This is a genomic window from Streptococcus sp. 5346 (assembly GCF_013277455.1).
GTDB lineage: Bacteria > Bacillota > Bacilli > Lactobacillales > Streptococcaceae > Streptococcus.
This window is the reverse complement of record NZ_VMMY01000002.1, coordinates 207948-225306: the sequence shown is the minus strand read 5'-3', so window position 1 is coordinate 225306 and position 17359 is coordinate 207948. Positions and strand designations below refer to the sequence as shown.

The following is a 17359-nucleotide window of genomic DNA, read 5'->3' as shown; positions in this document are numbered from 1 at the left end:
GGAGATTTATTATGGCAAAGATGGATGTTCAAAAAATCATTGCACCTATGATGAAGTTTGTGAATATGCGTGGTATTATAGCTCTAAAAGATGGTATGTTAGCAATTTTGCCATTGACAGTAGTTGGTAGTTTATTCTTGATTATGGGACAATTGCCATTTGAAGGATTAAATAAGGGCATTGCTAGTGTATTTGGAGCAGATTGGACAGAGCCTTTTATGCAAGTCTATTCAGGAACTTTTGCTATTATGGGTCTAATTTCTTGTTTTTCAATTGCCTATTCTTATGCTAAGAATAGCGGAGTAGAGGCATTGCCAGCTGGGGTTCTTTCTGTATCTGCATTCTTTATTTTGCTAAGATCGTCTTATATCCCTAAACAAGGTGAGGCGATTGGGGACGCTATTAGTAAAGTTTGGTTTGGAGGTCAAGGAATTATCGGTGCTATCATTATAGGTTTGGTAGTAGGAAGTATTTATACCTTCTTTATAAAGAGAAAAATTGTTATTAAGATGCCAGAACAAGTTCCACAAGCTATTGCCAAACAGTTTGAAGCAATGATTCCAGCATTTGTAATTTTCTTATTTTCTATGATTGTATATATTTTAGCGAAATCACTGACTAATGGCGGAACATTCATAGAAATGATTTATTCTGCTATTCAAGTTCCGTTGCAAGGTTTAACTGGATCTTTGTATGGTGCTATTGGAATTGCATTCTTTATATCATTTTTGTGGTGGTTTGGTGTTCATGGGCAATCGGTAGTAAATGGAGTAGTGACAGCTCTGCTTTTATCTAATCTTGATGCTAATAAAGCTATGTTAGCCTCTGGTAATCTATCATTAGAAAATGGAGCACATATTGTTACTCAACAGTTTTTAGATTCATTTTTAATTCTATCTGGTTCAGGGATTACGTTTGGTCTTGTAGTTGCCATGCTTTTTGCAGCAAAATCGAAACAGTACCAAGCCTTAGGGAAAGTAGCAGCTTTTCCAGCAATATTTAACGTAAATGAGCCAGTTGTATTTGGATTTCCAATTGTTATGAATCCAGTTATGTTTGTACCTTTCATTCTTGTTCCTGTACTTGCAGCTGTGATAGTATATGGAGCTATTGCAACAGGTTTCATGCAACCATTTTCAGGAGTTACATTACCTTGGAGTACCCCAGCTATTATATCAGGATTTATGGTTGGTGGATGGCAAGGAGTTATTACTCAGCTGGTGATATTAGCGATGTCTACATTGGTTTATTTCCCATTCTTTAAAGTGCAGGATCGTTTAGCTTATCAGAATGAAGTTTGATAAATGTAAAAAACATTTGTGTATTATCACTAAACACACATTTGTGCTAAAAATTAGAGAGTTAAAGTTTTTCTAGTTAAAAGCTTGAAATTCTCTAAAAAATTAGGTATTATATTTTCGAAAGAAACAAAAATATTTTCGAAAGAAAGGTGCTTACGATGGTAAATACAGAAGTAGCAAGAACAACAATCAAGACAGAATATTTTGGCAGCCTTACTGAAAGGATGAACAAATATCGAGAAGATGTCTTAAATAAAAAACCTTATATTGATGCTGAGAGAGCAGTTCTAGCAACACGCGCTTATGATAGATATAAGGAACAACCTAATGTCCTAAAACGCGCCTATATGCTCAAAGAAATTTTGGAAAATATGACTATCTATATCGAAGAAGAATCTATGATTGCGGGAAATCAAGCTTCTTCCAATAAAGATGCTCCTATTTTTCCAGAATATACGCTAGAATTTGTTCTTAATGAGTTGGATCTTTTTGAAAAGCGTGATGGAGACGTTTTCTATATTACAGAAGAAACAAAAGAACAACTTAGAAGTATCGCTCCATTCTGGGAAAATAATAATTTACGTGCGAGAGCTGGTGCCTTGTTACCTGAAGAAGTGTCTGTTTATATGGAAACAGGATTTTTCGGTATGGAAGGTAAGATGAACTCTGGAGATGCTCACTTAGCAGTTAACTATCAGAAACTGTTGCAATTTGGTTTAAGAGGTTTTGAAGAGCGGGCTCGTAAAGCGAAAGCAGCACTAGATTTAACAGATCCAGCAAGTATTGATAAATATCATTTTTACGACTCTATATTTATCGTAATCGATGCTATTAAAGTATATGCAAATCGCTTTGTTGATCTTGCTAAAAGTTTAGCCGAAAATGCAAATCCTAAACGTAAGAAAGAATTACTTGAGATTGCAGATATTTGTTCTCGAGTCCCATATGAACCGGCAACTACTTTTGCAGAAGCTATTCAATCAGTTTGGTTTATTCAATGTATTTTACAAATTGAATCTAATGGCCACTCTCTTTCATATGGTCGTTTTGATCAATATATGTATCCATATATGAAGGCTGATTTAGAAAGTGGTAAAGAAACAGAAGATAGCATTGTTGAACGTCTGACAAATCTTTGGATTAAGACAATTACAATTAATAAGGTCCGCAGTCAAGCACATACATTTTCTTCAGCAGGAAGTCCTTTATATCAAAATGTTACAATTGGTGGACAGACTCGAGATAAGAAGGATGCTGTTAACCCATTATCTTATTTGGTATTAAAATCAGTTGCACAAACCCATCTACCGCAACCTAATCTAACTGTACGTTACCATGCAGGTTTAGATGCTCGTTTCATGAATGAGTGTATTGAAGTGATGAAACTTGGTTTTGGTATGCCTGCATTTAATAATGATGAGATTATTATTCCTTCTTTTATTGCAAAAGGAGTATTGGAAGATGATGCTTATGATTACAGTGCCATTGGATGTGTTGAAACGGCAGTTCCAGGGAAATGGGGCTATCGTTGCACAGGTATGAGTTATATGAACTTCCCTAAGGTTCTACTTATCACGATGAATGATGGAATTGATCCGGCTTCGGGTAAACGGTTTGCACCAAGCTTTGGTCATTTTAAGGATATGAAGAACTTTTCTGAATTAGAAAATGCTTGGGATAAAACACTAAGATATTTGACACGAATGAGTGTTATTGTTGAAAATTCTATTGATTTATCATTGGAACGAGAAGTTCCTGATATTCTATGTTCAGCATTGACTGATGATTGTATTGGTCGTGGAAAACACCTTAAAGAAGGTGGAGCAGTATATGATTATATATCAGGTTTGCAAGTTGGAATTGCAAATTTGTCGGATTCATTAGCTGCAATTAAAAAATTGGTATTTGAGGAAGAACGTATAAGCCCAAGTCAGCTTTGGTATGCACTGGAAACAGATTATGCCGGAGAAGAAGGTAAGGTCATTCAAGAAATGTTGATTCATGATGCACCTAAGTACGGTAATGATGATGATTATGCTGACAAATTGGTTACTGCTGCTTATGACATTTATGTTGATGAAATTGCTAAATATCCTAATACACGTTATGGAAGAGGTCCTATTGGAGGAATTCGTTATTCAGGAACATCTTCTATCTCAGCCAACGTAGGGCAGGGACGTGGAACATTAGCAACTCCAGATGGACGCAACGCGGGTACACCGTTAGCAGAGGGTTGTTCACCATCACATAATATGGATCAACACGGCCCTACATCTGTTTTAAAATCTGTTTCAAAATTACCAACAGATGAAATCGTAGGTGGGGTTCTCTTAAATCAGAAAGTAAATCCTCAAACGTTAGCCAAAGAAGAAGATAAATTAAAACTAATTGCTTTGTTACGAACATTCTTTAATCGTTTACATGGGTACCATATTCAATACAATGTTGTTTCCAGAGAGACGTTGATTGACGCTCAGAAACATCCTGAAAAACACAGAGACTTAATTGTTCGTGTTGCAGGATACTCTGCATTCTTCAATGTTCTTTCTAAGGCAACCCAAGATGATATTATAGGACGTACTGAGCATACATTGTAAAATAAAGAGGTTCTTTTTATGGAATTTATGCTTGACACATTAAATTTAGATGAGATTAAAAAGTGGTCTGAAATTTTACCGCTAGCTGGGGTAACTTCAAATCCCACTATTACAAAAAGAGAGGGTTCTATTAATTTTTTTGAACGAATCAAAGATGTGAGAGAATTGATTGGCTCTGCACCCTCTATTCATGTTCAGGTGATTTCTCAAGATTTTGAAGGCATCTTAAAGGATGCTCATGAAATTCGGAGACAAGCAGGAGATGATATATTTATCAAAGTACCTGTTACTCCAGCTGGATTACGTGCAATAAAGGTGCTAAAAAAAGAGGGCTACCATATCACTGCAACAGCTATTTATACAGTTATTCAGGGATTATTAGCTATCGAAGCAGGAGCGGATTACCTAGCTCCATATTATAATAGAATGGAAAATCTGAACATTGATTCAAATTCTGTCATTCGTCAATTAGCTCTTGCTATTGATAGACAGAACTCTCCTAGTAAGATTTTAGCTGCATCCTTTAAAAATGTAGCACAAGTAAATAATGCTTTAGCTGCAGGTGCGCATGCTGTTACAGCAGGAGCAGATGTTTTTGAATCAGCTTTCGCCATGCCATCTATCCAAAAGGCGGTTGATGATTTTTCTGACGACTGGTTTGTTACTCAACATAGTCGTTCCATTTAGGTAGAAAGGAAACAAACATGAGAATTTTTGCTAGTCCTTCGAGATATATTCAAGGGGAAAATGCCTTGTTCGAAAATGCCAAATCAATATTGGATTTGGGGAATCGTCCTATTCTATTATGTGATCAGTTGGTTTATGATATTGTTGGAAAACGATTTGAAGATTACCTACATAGGTATGGTTTCCGTATTGTTCTAGCCCAGTTTAATGGTGAAGCTTCTGACAATGAAATCAATCGAGTTGTTGCCTTAGCTGAGAAAGAAAATTGTGATAGTATTATCGGGCTTGGTGGTGGAAAGACGATTGATAGTGCAAAAGCTATTGCAGATTTGATTGAAAAGCCTGTTATTATTGCTCCAACAATTGCATCGACAGACGCACCTGTATCTGCTTTATCTGTTATTTATACAGATGAAGGTGCATTTGATCATTATCTATTTTATTCTAAAAATCCAGATTTAGTTTTGGTTGATACAAAAGTTATTTCACAAGCTCCTAAGCGTTTATTAGCGTCTGGTATTGCAGATGGTTTAGCAACTTGGGTTGAGGCGCGTGCAGTTATGCAGGCAAATGGAAAAACTATGTTAGGACAACAACAAACATTGGCTGGAGTTGCAATTGCGAAAAAATGTGAAGAAACGCTGTTCGCAGATGGTTTACAGGCCATGGCGGCTTGTGAAGCTAAAGTTGTGACACCAGCATTAGAAAATATTGTTGAAGCTAATACTCTATTGAGTGGTCTAGGTTTTGAAAGTGGAGGATTGGCTGCGGCGCATGCAATTCATAATGGTTTTACTGCATTGACAGGTGACATACATCATTTAACACATGGTGAAAAAGTAGCTTATGGAACTTTGGTACAACTATTATTGGAAAATAGACCTAAAGAAGAACTTGATAAGTATATTGAGTTTTACAAAAAAATTGGTATGCCAACAACTCTAAAAGAAATGCATTTAGATCAAGTTGGATATGATGATTTAATAAAAGTTGGTAAACAAGCAACCATGGAGGGTGAGACAATCCATCAGATGCCGTTTAAGATTTCGCCTTCAGATGTTGCTCAAGCTATCATCGCTGTAGACGCCTATGTAAATTCAAAATAAACAATAAGGACTACTGTTTTCCAAATGGTAGTCTTTTATTGATCCTCGTATTGAATCCGACGTTCTTCATAAATCAAAAAGCGACATAGGGTGTCGGATATTTATTATAAATACATTAATGAGCATTCCAGTCGTATCTTCGGTCTAAAATTAGTATTTTATGTTATAAGAGATAAGCTTCTTGTTTTGCTCTTTGATTTCCCGCATATAAGATAAAAAAGTGGGTGATAGAGCAATTCAGAGCCATCAAAATTAATGAAATACAGTATACAGTTTTTTCTTTTAACACATTTCAAATTCCCTCAAAAATGGTATAATAGTAACATCACAAAATTGGAGAGAGACCATGAGTTTTTACAATCATAAAGAAATTGAGTCTAAGTGGCAGGGCTACTGGGCAGAACATCATACCTTTAAGACAGGAACAGATGCATCAAAACCGAAGTTTTATGCTCTTGATATGTTCCCTTATCCGTCTGGAGCGGGTCTGCACGTAGGACACCCAGAAGGTTATACCGCAACCGATATCCTCAGCCGTTACAAACGTGCGCAAGGCTACAATGTCCTTCACCCAATGGGCTGGGATGCTTTTGGTTTGCCTGCAGAGCAATACGCTATGGATACTGGTAATGACCCAGCGGAATTCACAGCGGAAAACATTGCTAACTTCAAACGCCAAATCAATGCGCTTGGATTCTCTTACGACTGGGATCGTGAAGTCAACACGACAGATCCAAACTACTACAAATGGACGCAATGGATTTTCACCAAGCTTTATGAAAAAGGCTTGGCTTATGAAGCTGAAGTGCCAGTAAACTGGGTTGAGGAACTGGGAACAGCTATCGCCAACGAAGAAGTCCTTCCTGATGGAACATCTGAGCGTGGAGGCTATCCAGTTGTCCGCAAACCAATGCGTCAATGGATGCTTAAAATCACTGCCTATGCGGAGCGTTTGCTTAATGACTTAGATGAACTTGATTGGCCAGAGTCTATCAAGGATATGCAACGCAACTGGATTGGTAAATCTACTGGTGCTAATGTAACCTTCAAGGTTAAGGGAACTGATAAGGAATTCACTGTCTTCACCACTCGTCCTGATACCCTTTTCGGTGCGACTTTCACTGTTTTGGCTCCTGAGCATGAATTAGTAGACGCTATCGTAAGTTCAGAGCAAGCAGAGGCAGTAGCTGACTATAAACACCAAGCTAGCCTCAAGTCTGACTTGGCTCGTACAGATCTTGCCAAAGAAAAAACAGGAGTTTGGACTGGTGCTTATGCCATCAACCCTGTCAATGGTAAGGAAATCCCAATCTGGATTGCAGACTACGTCCTTGCTAGTTATGGAACAGGCGCTGTCATGGCTGTGCCTGCCCACGACCAACGTGACTGGGAATTTGCCAAACAATTTGACCTTCCAATCGTCGAAGTACTTGAAGGTGGAAACGTTGAAGAAGCTGCCTACACAGAAGATGGCCTTCACGTTAATTCAGACTTCCTAGATGGACTCAACAAAGAAGACGCTATTGCTAAGATCGTGGCTTGGTTGGAAGAAAAAGGCTGTGGACAAGAGAAGGTTACCTACCGTCTCCGCGACTGGCTCTTTAGCCGTCAACGTTACTGGGGTGAACCAATTCCTATCATTCATTGGGAAGACGGAACTTCAACAGCTGTCCCTGAAAGTGAATTGCCACTTGTCTTGCCTGTAACCAAGGATATCCGTCCTTCAGGTACTGGTGAAAGTCCACTAGCTAACTTGACAGATTGGCTTGAAGTGACTCGTGAAGATGGTGTCAAAGGTCGTCGTGAAACCAACACCATGCCACAATGGGCAGGTTCAAGCTGGTACTACCTCCGCTATATTGACCCACACAATACTGAGAAATTGGCCGATGAGGACCTCCTCAAACAATGGTTGCCAGTAGATATCTACGTGGGTGGGGCAGAGCATGCCGTCCTTCACTTGCTTTATGCTCGTTTCTGGCACAAATTCCTCTATGACCTCGGTGTCGTTCCAACTAAGGAACCATTCCAAAAACTCTTTAACCAAGGAATGATTTTGGGAACAAGCTACCGTGACCACCGTGGAGCTCTTGTGGCGACTGACAAGGTTGAAAAACGTGACGGTTCTTTCTTCCATGTGGAAACAGGGGAAGAGTTGGAGCAAGCACCAGCCAAGATGTCTAAATCGCTCAAGAACGTTGTTAACCCAGATGATGTTGTGGAACAATACGGTGCTGACACCCTTCGTGTTTATGAAATGTTTATGGGACCACTTGATGCTTCGATTGCTTGGTCAGAAGAAGGTCTGGAAGGAAGCCGTAAATTCCTTGACCGTGTTTACCGCTTGATTACAAGTAAAGAAATCCTTGAGGAAAACAATGGCGCTCTTGACAAGGTTTACAATGAAACCGTTAAATCTGTCACTGAGCAAATCGAATCATTGAAATTCAACACAGCCATTGCCCAACTTATGGTCTTTGTTAATGCGGCTAACAAGGAAGACAAGCTCTATGTGGACTACGCTAAAGGCTTTATCCAATTGATTGCCCCATTTGCGCCTCACTTGGCAGAAGAACTCTGGCAAACTGTTGCGGCAACAGGTGAGTCAATCTCTTACGTGACTTGGCCAACATGGGATGAAAGCAAATTGGTTGAAGACGAAATCGAAATAGTCGTCCAAATCAAAGGTAAAGTCCGTGCCAAACTCATGGTCGCTAAAGACCTATCACGCGAAGAATTGCAAGAGATTGCTCTAGCGGATGAAAAAGTTAAAGCAGAAATTGACGGTAAGGACATCGTGAAAGTGATTGCGGTACCGAATAAATTGGTTAATATTGTTGTGAAATAAGATAGGAATCCTTCAGAGTAGAATCTGGAGGATTTTTTGAATGAAAAATATAATTCTGTTTTCATCATCTCACCACTTAACCTCTCATTTTAACCACTTATCTCAAAAGTCGATTTTTCTTTCATTCTTTTTGTTAAACTGGTGAGGTAAAGAGGAGGAACTAAATATGATTTTACAAGCTAAACATTTGACTAAACGATACGGCGATTATATGGCTGTTGACGATATTCAGTTAGAGTTTGAAAAAGGGAGTTTTAATGCTATTTTGGGTCCCAATGGTGCAGGAAAATCAACCACCATTTCCATGTTAATCGGTTTGAAAAAGCCGACAAAAGGTCAGATTCGATATGCGCCAAATACGAAAATCGGAGTTGTTTTTCAAGCTAGTGTACTGGATGAGATGTTGACGGTTAGGGAAAATCTTACGATTCGTGCTCAACAGTATAAGGAGATTGCAGCAAGTCGTGTGGATGATTTGATCCATCAACTGGGTTTGACTGCTTTCCAGAAGCAACTATATGGGACTTTGTCAGGTGGGCAAAAACGTAGGGTTGATATTGCGCGTGCTCTTCTTTCACAGCCAGATATTCTTTTCTTAGATGAACCAACGACAGGTCTAGATATTCAGACTCGCAAAGCCATTTGGGATTTACTGTCTCGACTACAAAAGGATGAAGGGATGACTATTATCTTAACGACTCATTATCTGGATGAAGCGGATGAAGCGGATCAGATTTATATCGTTGATCATGGGAAAGTGATTGCGCAAGGTTCTGCGACGGCTATTAAAAGTCAGTATGCATCTAATATTCTAAAAATTCGTTTTAAAGAAATGAAGGATTTAGAAAAGTTGCTACAGACTGGAATGACAGTAAAGGAAGAAAATGAGTTGGAATATCTTTTTTATCCAAGGACATCACTGGAAGCTATTGAATATTTGGCAAAAGTACGAGAAGAAATTGATTCTTTTGAGTTTCGTCCAGGTACCATGGATGATGCCTTTATTGCACTTACAGGAAGAGAGGTTCGCTAATGTTAGCTTTATTGAAACGGAATTTTATCTTATATTTTCGTAATCGTTCAGGAGTATTTTTCTCATTATTGGGGGCATTGATTTCCTTCCTCCTTTATATCATTTTTTTGCAGAAGAACTTGACGGACGCTTGGTCTCAACTCCCTGATAATACGAACCTTTTAAATAATTGGCTGATGGGTGGGACCTTGGCTGTGACTGGGATTACAACTAGTTTTACGGCTCTTACACAAATGGTACAGGATCGTGAAAATCAAGTGGATCAAGATCTCTTCTTGACAGATTTAGGGATCTGGGGTTTACAGGTGTCCTATCTAATCAGTAGTATTGCCATCTCTTTTGTCATGCAGGTGTTTATGTTTGCTGTTATGGAGTTTTATTTTAAAGAGAGTCCAGTTATCAGTCATTTACCGGAAATTGCTTTGATTATGTTGTTAAGTAGTCTGCTTTCAAGTTTGATAAATATTCTCTTGATTTATCGTTTTCAATCTGTAGATAGTCTTGGCAAACTGGCAACTATAGTGGGAACTGCTTCTGGATTTTTAGTAGGAACTTATGTCCCTATTGGAGTTTTACCTGATTTTGCACAGATTATCATGAAGGGTAGCCCTGCAACTTATATTGCTTCTCTTTATCGACAAATTTTAATGAAAGAACCATTAGAGACCGCATTTACAGGAAATAGCAGATTGTTAAAGGAATTTCAAGAAAAAATGGGAATCCAAATCAACTGGCAAGAACTATTGACAAAGGAAGAGACATACTTTATAGTGGTTATTATCAGTCTCGTCGCTATTCTTCTTTGGCTTTTATTTGTTAAAGTGTTTAGCAGGAGAAAATAAAGGTATATTGGAGAGAAAATGAAGATTCGTTTTGAAATGAAGACAGAGTTTTCAGAAAAGGACCCACATATTGTAATTCAGGCAGCTCAGTTAACCGACCAAGCAAGGGAAGTCATGGAGTATTTAGAACAATTTTCAACGACCAATCAGGTGGTCATTCCTATTCGAACGGGTGATCATCTGGTCATGGTGAAGATTGAGGATCTTATTCTAGCTGATATTGACAAGAATTTATTAACCATTTATACGGTAGATGGGATTTATAAAACTAAGGAAACATTGATAAACTTTCAGAATCGGATTAATCGGCGTAACTTTATACAGATATCACGCCATTCAATTATAAACATTGACCACTTAGAATCGTTATCAGATAGTTTTTCAGGGAACATGATGGCTAAAATGACTCGGGGCATCAAATCTAGTGTGAGTCGGAAATACGTTAAGTCCTTAATGAATTATCTAGGTTTATAGGAGAAAATCATGAAACGATTAATTGATTATTTTGTATCGGGAATGCGCACGGCTTCCTTCTTTTATTTGAGTATGATGTTATTAGCTCAGTGTTATCCAAGCATCACCTATCCTGAACCAATGATAAAAAATATTCTAGCTCTGTTTTTAATGGGTGGAATTATGGGAGTATTGACTTTAATACTTGAAAAGCTAGAGTTTCTTGCTTTTAGTATACGTGTAGGAGTTCATTTATTAGTGACAGCTACTATTTTAGTATTGACCTCTCTATTTTTTGGTTGGGGTTCAGCCTTGTGGAGTCCCTTGCTTTGGTTCTTTTTCTTGTTAATTTATGGATTGATATGGTTGTATCAAATCTGGCAAACTCACAAACTCACCCAACGAATTAATCAAGCCTTAGAGGATAAAAGACAGAAAACGGGTCACTAATATAGTGTTGAGGATGAAGTTTGAAGACGGTGCCAGTTTCCAAAGAGAACAATTTGTGATATAGTATTTTCAGCGTAAAACAAGGAGAAGAAAAATGCCAGTAAATGAATATGGTCAAATGATTGGTGAGTCAATGGAAGGTTATACACCAGGTGAATTGCCTTCTATTGATTTCTTAGAAGGCCGTTATGCTCGAATAGAGGCTCTTTCAGTGGAAAAGCATGCGGAGGATTTATTAGCTGTTTATGGTCCTGATACTCCTCGGGAGATGTGGACCTACCTCTTTCAGGAGTCAGTAGCAGACATGGAGGAACTGGTTACTCTTTTAAATCAGATGTTGGCTCGTAAGGACCGTTTTTACTATGCAATCATAGACAAGACAACTGGTAAGGCTTTGGGAACTTTTTCTCTCATGCGTATTGACCAGAATAACCGAGTAATAGAAGTGGGAGCTGTCACTTTTTCTCCAAAACTCAGGGGGACACGGATAGGGACAGAAGCTCAGTATTTACTGGCTCGCTATGTTTTTGAAGAGCTTAACTATCGTCGCTATGAATGGAAATGCGATGCTCTTAACCTGCCATCAAGACGAGCAGCGGAACGTTTGGGCTTTATTTATGAAGGAACCTTCCGTCAGGCAGTGGTTTATAAGGGGCGTACGAGGGATACGGATTGGTTGTCTATGATTGATAAGGACTGGCTTCAAGTCAAAGCTCGATTGGAAACATGGTTGGATCCTGAAAATTTTGATAAAAATGGGCGGCAGTACAAGAGCTTGAGAGAATTCTAAGAGGTGTTGACATGATAACTATTAGAAAGCAAGAAATTGTCAAGCTCGAGGGTGTTTTGCATCTCTATCAGTCTGTCGGTTGGACAAATTATACCCATCAACCAGAGATGCTGGAGCAGGCCTTATCTCATTCATTAGTGATTTATCTGGCGCTTGATGGCGATGCTGTGGTGGGCTTGATTCGTTTGGTTGGAGATGGATTCTCATCAGTATTGGTTCAGGATTTAATTGTTTTGCCTAGCTATCAGCGCCAAGGGATTGGTAGATCCTTGATGAAAGAGGCTTTAGAGGATTACAAAGATGCCTATCAAGTCCAACTAGTGACAGAACAGACAGAAAAAAACTTGGGATTTTATCGTTTTATGGGCTTTGAAATCTTATCTACCTATGACTGTACAGGAATGATTTGGATAAACAGAGAAAAATAATAAAACTTGTTTTTTCTTAAGTAAAGTTTAAGGATGGTCTAGTATCATATAGTCATTAAATAAAGACCTCCTAACTTTATTTAATGAAATCCTAAAACTTTTTTTCATCATAATCTCCTAATGAAGTCACCCAATCAGGTGGCTTTTTTGCGTGGTGAGGTGATGGTGATAGAAATTTTTTGTAAAATAGTAAAATTTGAGAAAAGTTAAGCTAGTTTTAAGCTTCGTCTTGTATCATGTAGTTATTAAATAAAGACCTCCTAACTTTATTTAATAAAATCCTAAACTTTTCTTTTTCATAATAATCTCCCTTAACTCCACCCAATCAGGTGGAGTTTTTTGGCTCTATTTCAGGCTTTTGGAGACTATTCTAAAAATCATTTTCCGATATTTTCAGGTATTTTTCGGATTTTGGTCGGGGAATTGGCGGGAATCTTTTTAGCGAATATGACTAAGAAATAGGTCTGTTGCTATTTAAGTGAATTCAACCTTAATTTGATTGTAGGTGACTGTTAATTGAAGGAATGGAACTATTGTAATGACGATTTTACTTGTCCAGTAGTGGCGTATTAAATGAGGAGTGACATGTAAGCTTGTTTATTCGTTTACTAAATCAAAATTTCTATGAAATTGATAGAATCCCTAACTTTCTCTTAATCTTGAAAGTCTTGTTGTAAAGCGGTTAAAGCTTGAGAAGCTGAGAATGTAAACCTTTGACAAAATTTGTGAACTATGGGATAATAAAAAGGAATTGAGTACTAGTTCTATATCATGGGCTAGAAAAGACCCCAAGCTCACGACCAAATAAGCTTGGGGTCTTTTTTGACACTATTTGTCCTTGTTTAGCCATTTATCGACTAAGCGAAGAACGACACCGACCACAATTGGTCCGATGATAGTTTTGAGTACTAATTCCATCATGGGCTATCTCACCTCCTTTCGCAGGCGGTGTAGCAGTGCTGTAGAATATTATACCACATAAGTGCTAAACTTGGGAGTAACCCAATCTGGTGGAGTTTTTTGGCTCTATTTCAGGCTTTTGGGGAGTTTTCTAAACATCATTTTCCGATAATTTTCGCAATCTTGAACGTCTTGTAGTACAGAGGTTCAAGAGAATATAAACCTTTGACAAATTTTGTGAACTATGGGATAATAAAAGGGAATTAAGTATTGTGTCTATATCATAGGCTAGAAAAGACCCCAAGCTCACGACCAAATAAGCTTGGGGTCTTTTTGACACTATTTGTCCTTGTTTAGCCATTTATCGACTAAGCGAAGAACGACACCGACCACAATTGGTCCGATGATAGTTTTAAGTATTGTATCCATCATGGGCTATCTCACCTCCTTTCGCAGGCGGTGTAGAAGTGCCGTAGAATATTATACCACATAAGTGCTAAACTCGGGAGGCACCAATCCAGTGGCTTTTTTGTTTGTGGCTTGGATTTTTGATATAATAGAGCCATGAGTAGAATTTTAGATAATGAGATAATGGGGGATGAGGAGTTAGTAGAACGCACACTCCGTCCTCAGTATTTACGTGAATATATTGGGCAGGACAAGGTCAAGGATCAGCTCCAAATCTTTATCGAAGCTGCCAAAATGCGGGATGAAGCGCTGGATCATGTCCTCTTATTCGGGCCTCCAGGCTTGGGAAAAACGACCATGGCCTTTGTTATTGCTAACGAACTGGGTGTCAATCTCAAGCAGATGTCTGGGCCTGTCATTGAAAAGGCTGGTGATCTGGTAGCGATTTTGAATGACTTAGAGCCTGGGGATGTCCTCTTTATTGACGAGATTCATCGCTTGCCTATGTCGGTGGAAGAGGTGCTTTATAGTGCCATGGAGGACTTTTACATCGATATCATGATTGGTGCTGGTGAAGGCAGTCGCAGTGTTCATTTGGAGTTGCCACCTTTTACCTTGATTGGTGCGACGACTCGGGCAGGTATGCTCTCAAATCCGCTACGGGCACGTTTTGGAATTACAGGTCACATGGAGTATTATGCCCATGCTGACTTGACGGAAATTGTTGAGCGGACGGCAGATATTTTTGAGATGGAAATCACTCATGAGGCAGCATCTGAGTTGGCTCTACGTAGTCGTGGAACCCCTCGTATTGCCAATCGTCTCCTCAAGCGCGTGCGCGATTTTGCCCAGATAATGGGGAATGGGGTGATTGATGATATTATTACCGATAAGGCTTTGACCATGCTGGATGTTGACCATGAAGGTTTGGACTATGTGGATCAAAAAATCCTTCGCACCATGATTGAGATGTACGGTGGTGGCCCTGTCGGATTAGGAACTCTCTCTGTCAATATTGCCGAAGAGCGTGAGACTGTAGAAGACATGTATGAGCCTTACTTGATTCAAAAAGGCTTTATCATGCGAACACGTTCTGGACGAGTGGCGACAGCTAAGGCATATGAGCATTTAGGGTATGATTACAGTGAAAAATGAACAAGAAATTCTAGAGGCTTTTAGAAAAAATCCAGATATGATGGCTATTCTGACTATCATCCAAAACCTGGAGTTGACAGATTCCTGGTTGGCAGCAGGTTCTATCAGAAATTTTATTTGGAATCTCTTGTCAGACAAATTCCCTTTTGACTGTGAAACAGATGTAGATGTAATTTTCTTTGATCCAGATATTTCTTATGAGGAAACCTTGTCCCTAGAGAAAAAGCTGAGAGAGGACTTTCCTCAGTACCAGTGGGAATTGAAAAATCAAGTCTATATGCACCAGCACAGTCCTCACACTGCTCCCTATACCAGTTCTCGTGATGCTATGAGTAAGTATCCAGAACGATGTACGGCTGTTGGACTACGCTTGAATGAAGAATCAGATTTTGAACTCTATGCACCTTATGATTTGGAGGATATTTTGAATTTTCAAGTTCATCCAACTCCTTATTTTTTAGAGAATCAAGACCGAATGGAACTTTATCGAACACGTTTATCCAAGAAAAATTGGCAGGAGAAATGGAAAAATTTGATTTTTAAAAATACTTAAGGAAACTTTAAGCTAGGAAGTGTATACTAATTCCATAAGTTAAGAAGACCTTAACTTAAACTCCTAAAACTTTTTCATAATAATCTCCCTATAAAAAATAGAGTCGCCCAATCAGGCGGCTTATTTTTTTGAAAAATGGGCTTTGTACCTGAGAATAAATAGCTTAGTGATAGAAGAAAATGGGAAAATATGGTATAATGAAACGATAGATTTTTGAATAGGAATAAGGTCATGTTTGGATTTTTTAAGAAAGATAAGGCTGTGGAAGTAGAGGTTCCGACACAGGTTCCTGCTCATATCGGCATCATCATGGATGGAAATGGCCGTTGGGCTAAAAAACGTATGCAACCGAGGGTTTTTGGACATAAGGCGGGTATGGAAGCATTGCAAACTGTGACCAAGGCAGCCAACAAACTAGGCGTTAGGGTTATTACAGTTTATGCTTTTTCTACGGAAAATTGGACCCGTCCAGATCAGGAAGTCAAGTTTATCATGAACTTGCCAGTAGAGTTTTATGATAATTATGTCCCTGAATTGCATGCGAATAATGTTAAGATTCAAATGATTGGGGAAACGGACCGCCTGCCTAAGCAAACCTTTGAAGCTTTAACAAAGGCTGAGGAATTGACTAAGAACAATACAGGATTGATTCTTAATTTTGCCCTCAACTATGGTGGACGTGCTGAGATTACGCAGGCGCTGAAGTTGATTTCCCAGGATGTTTTAGATGCCAAAATCAACCCAGGTGACATCACAGAGGAATTGATTGGCAACTATCTCTTTACCCAGCATTTGCCTAAGGACTTACGAGACCCAGACTTGATTATCCGTACTAGTGGAGAATTACGTTTGAGTAATTTCCTTCCATGGCAGGGAGCCTATAGTGAGCTCTATTTTACGGATACCTTGTGGCCTGATTTTGACGAAGTAGCCTTGCAGGAAGCCATTCTTGCCTACAATCGTCGCCATCGCCGATTTGGAGGAGTTTAGGAGGAAATATGACACAGGATTTACAGAAAAGAACCTTGTTTGCAGGGATTGCCCTGGCTATTTTCCTACCGATTTTAATGATTGGGGGACTCTTGTTGCAGATAGCAATTGGAATCATATCCATGCTAGCTATGCATGAACTTTTGAAGATGAGAGGTCTAGAGACCATGACTATGGAGGGACTCTTGACCCTCTTTGCAACCTTTGCCCTGACCATTCCCTTGGAGAATTACCTGACTTTTTTGCCAGTTGATGGGAATGTGGTCGCTTATAGTGTATTGATTTCAATTATGTTAGGAACGACCGTTTTTAGCAAGTCTTATACGATTGAGGATGCTGTTTTTCCGCTTGCTATGAGTTTCTATGTAGGCTTTGGATTTAATGCTCTATTAGATGCTAGAATTGCAGGTTTAGATAAGGCACTATTAGCCTTGTGCATTGTCTGGGCGACAGATAGTGGTGCCTATCTTGTTGGGATGAACTATGGTAAACGAAAATTAGCTCCGACGGTTTCTCCAAATAAAACCTTTGAGGGTGCCTTGGGGGGTATTTTAGGTGCAATTTTAGTAACCATCATCTTTATGATAGTTGACAGTACAGTTGCTCTTCCGTATGGAATTTACAAGATGTCAATCTTTGCTATTTTCTTTAGTGTGGCTGGACAATTTGGTGATTTACTAGAAAGCTCGATTAAGCGTCACTTTGGTGTTAAGGATTCTGGGAAATTTATCCCTGGACATGGTGGTGTTTTGGATCGTTTCGATAGTATGTTGCTTGTATTTCCAATCATGCACTTGTTTGGACTCTTTTAATCAAAA

General features: G+C 38.9%; 17 protein-coding genes. 15 read left to right on the top strand and 2 right to left on the bottom strand.

The genetic code is table 11. The features are described 5' to 3' along the window. Positions 1-11: 11 nt before the first annotated feature. The 11 genes from HT732_RS02090 to HT732_RS02040 all read left to right on the top strand — a co-directional run bounded on the left by HT732_RS02090 (position 12) and on the right by HT732_RS02040 (position 12535). Complete coding sequence (locus tag HT732_RS02090; protein WP_173253802.1) at positions 12-1301, top strand: PTS sugar transporter subunit IIC; 1290 nt, start codon at positions 12-14, stop codon at positions 1299-1301. Between the two features lie 158 nt (positions 1302-1459). Then, entirely contained in the window at positions 1460-3898 is a 2439-nt protein-coding gene (locus HT732_RS02085; RefSeq protein ID WP_173253801.1) for a glycyl radical protein, read from the top strand. An 18-nt stretch (positions 3899-3916) separates the two neighbouring features. Next, complete coding sequence (locus HT732_RS02080; protein ID WP_173253800.1) at positions 3917-4585, top strand: fructose-6-phosphate aldolase; 669 nt, start codon at positions 3917-3919, stop codon at positions 4583-4585. Positions 4586-4602: 17 nt separating this feature from the next. After that, complete coding sequence (locus tag HT732_RS02075; RefSeq protein ID WP_173253799.1) at positions 4603-5691, top strand: glycerol dehydrogenase; 1089 nt, start codon at positions 4603-4605, stop codon at positions 5689-5691. A gap of 346 nt (positions 5692-6037) precedes the next feature. Further along, positions 6038-8539: a leucine--tRNA ligase gene (gene leuS / locus HT732_RS02070; protein ID WP_173253798.1), complete on the top strand. Its 2502-nt coding sequence runs from the start codon at positions 6038-6040 to the stop codon at positions 8537-8539. 166 nt (positions 8540-8705) lie between these two features. Beyond that, positions 8706-9572 carry an ABC transporter ATP-binding protein gene (locus HT732_RS02065; RefSeq protein ID WP_173253797.1) on the top strand — a complete coding sequence of 289 codons (867 nt, stop codon included), beginning with the start codon at positions 8706-8708 and terminating at the stop codon, positions 9570-9572. Further along, entirely contained in the window at positions 9572-10414 is an 843-nt protein-coding gene (locus HT732_RS02060; protein ID WP_173253796.1) for an ABC transporter permease, read from the top strand. The genes HT732_RS02065 and HT732_RS02060 overlap by 1 nt, the downstream gene beginning before the upstream one ends. 18 nt (positions 10415-10432) lie before the next feature. Then, a complete protein-coding gene (locus HT732_RS02055; protein WP_173253795.1) occupies positions 10433-10888 on the top strand; it encodes a LytTR family DNA-binding domain-containing protein in 456 nt (151 codons plus the stop codon). Between the two features lie 9 nt (positions 10889-10897). Continuing rightward, a complete protein-coding gene (locus tag HT732_RS02050; RefSeq protein WP_173253794.1) occupies positions 10898-11317 on the top strand; it encodes a DUF3021 domain-containing protein in 420 nt (139 codons plus the stop codon). Between the two features lie 94 nt (positions 11318-11411). Next, on the top strand, positions 11412-12107 hold the full coding sequence (locus tag HT732_RS02045) for a GNAT family protein (RefSeq protein ID WP_173253793.1): 696 nt from the start codon (positions 11412-11414) through the stop codon (positions 12105-12107). 11 nt (positions 12108-12118) lie between these two features. Beyond that, positions 12119-12535: a GNAT family N-acetyltransferase gene (locus tag HT732_RS02040; protein ID WP_173253792.1), complete on the top strand. Its 417-nt coding sequence runs from the start codon at positions 12119-12121 to the stop codon at positions 12533-12535. Positions 12536-13363: 828 nt separating this feature from the next. On the opposite strand, the gene HT732_RS02035 is transcribed toward HT732_RS02040, so the two are convergent. After that, positions 13364-13456 (bottom strand): type I toxin-antitoxin system Fst family toxin, encoded by a 93-nt coding sequence (locus HT732_RS02035; protein WP_000970382.1) that lies wholly within the window; start codon positions 13454-13456, stop codon positions 13364-13366. 318 nt (positions 13457-13774) lie between these two features. Continuing rightward, entirely contained in the window at positions 13775-13867 is a 93-nt protein-coding gene (locus tag HT732_RS02030) for a type I toxin-antitoxin system Fst family toxin (RefSeq protein ID WP_000969509.1), read from the bottom strand. 132 nt (positions 13868-13999) lie between these two features. On the opposite strand from HT732_RS02030, the gene ruvB reads away from it, so the two are divergent. The 4 genes from ruvB to HT732_RS02010 all read left to right on the top strand — a co-directional run bounded on the left by ruvB (position 14000) and on the right by HT732_RS02010 (position 17353). Next, a complete protein-coding gene (gene ruvB, locus HT732_RS02025; protein WP_345890500.1) occupies positions 14000-14998 on the top strand; it encodes a Holliday junction branch migration DNA helicase RuvB in 999 nt (332 codons plus the stop codon). Next, the gene (locus tag HT732_RS02020; protein WP_173253791.1) at positions 14979-15551 is read left to right on the top strand and encodes a nucleotidyltransferase family protein; all 573 of its coding nucleotides are present in this window, start codon (positions 14979-14981) and stop codon (positions 15549-15551) included. Before ruvB ends, HT732_RS02020 begins: the two co-directional genes overlap by 20 nt. A gap of 231 nt (positions 15552-15782) precedes the next feature. Next, the gene (locus HT732_RS02015) at positions 15783-16541 is read left to right on the top strand and encodes an isoprenyl transferase (RefSeq protein WP_173253790.1); all 759 of its coding nucleotides are present in this window, start codon (positions 15783-15785) and stop codon (positions 16539-16541) included. Positions 16542-16549: 8 nt separating this feature from the next. Continuing rightward, a complete protein-coding gene (locus HT732_RS02010) occupies positions 16550-17353 on the top strand; it encodes a phosphatidate cytidylyltransferase (RefSeq protein WP_173253789.1) in 804 nt (267 codons plus the stop codon). Positions 17354-17359 lie beyond the last annotated feature (6 nt).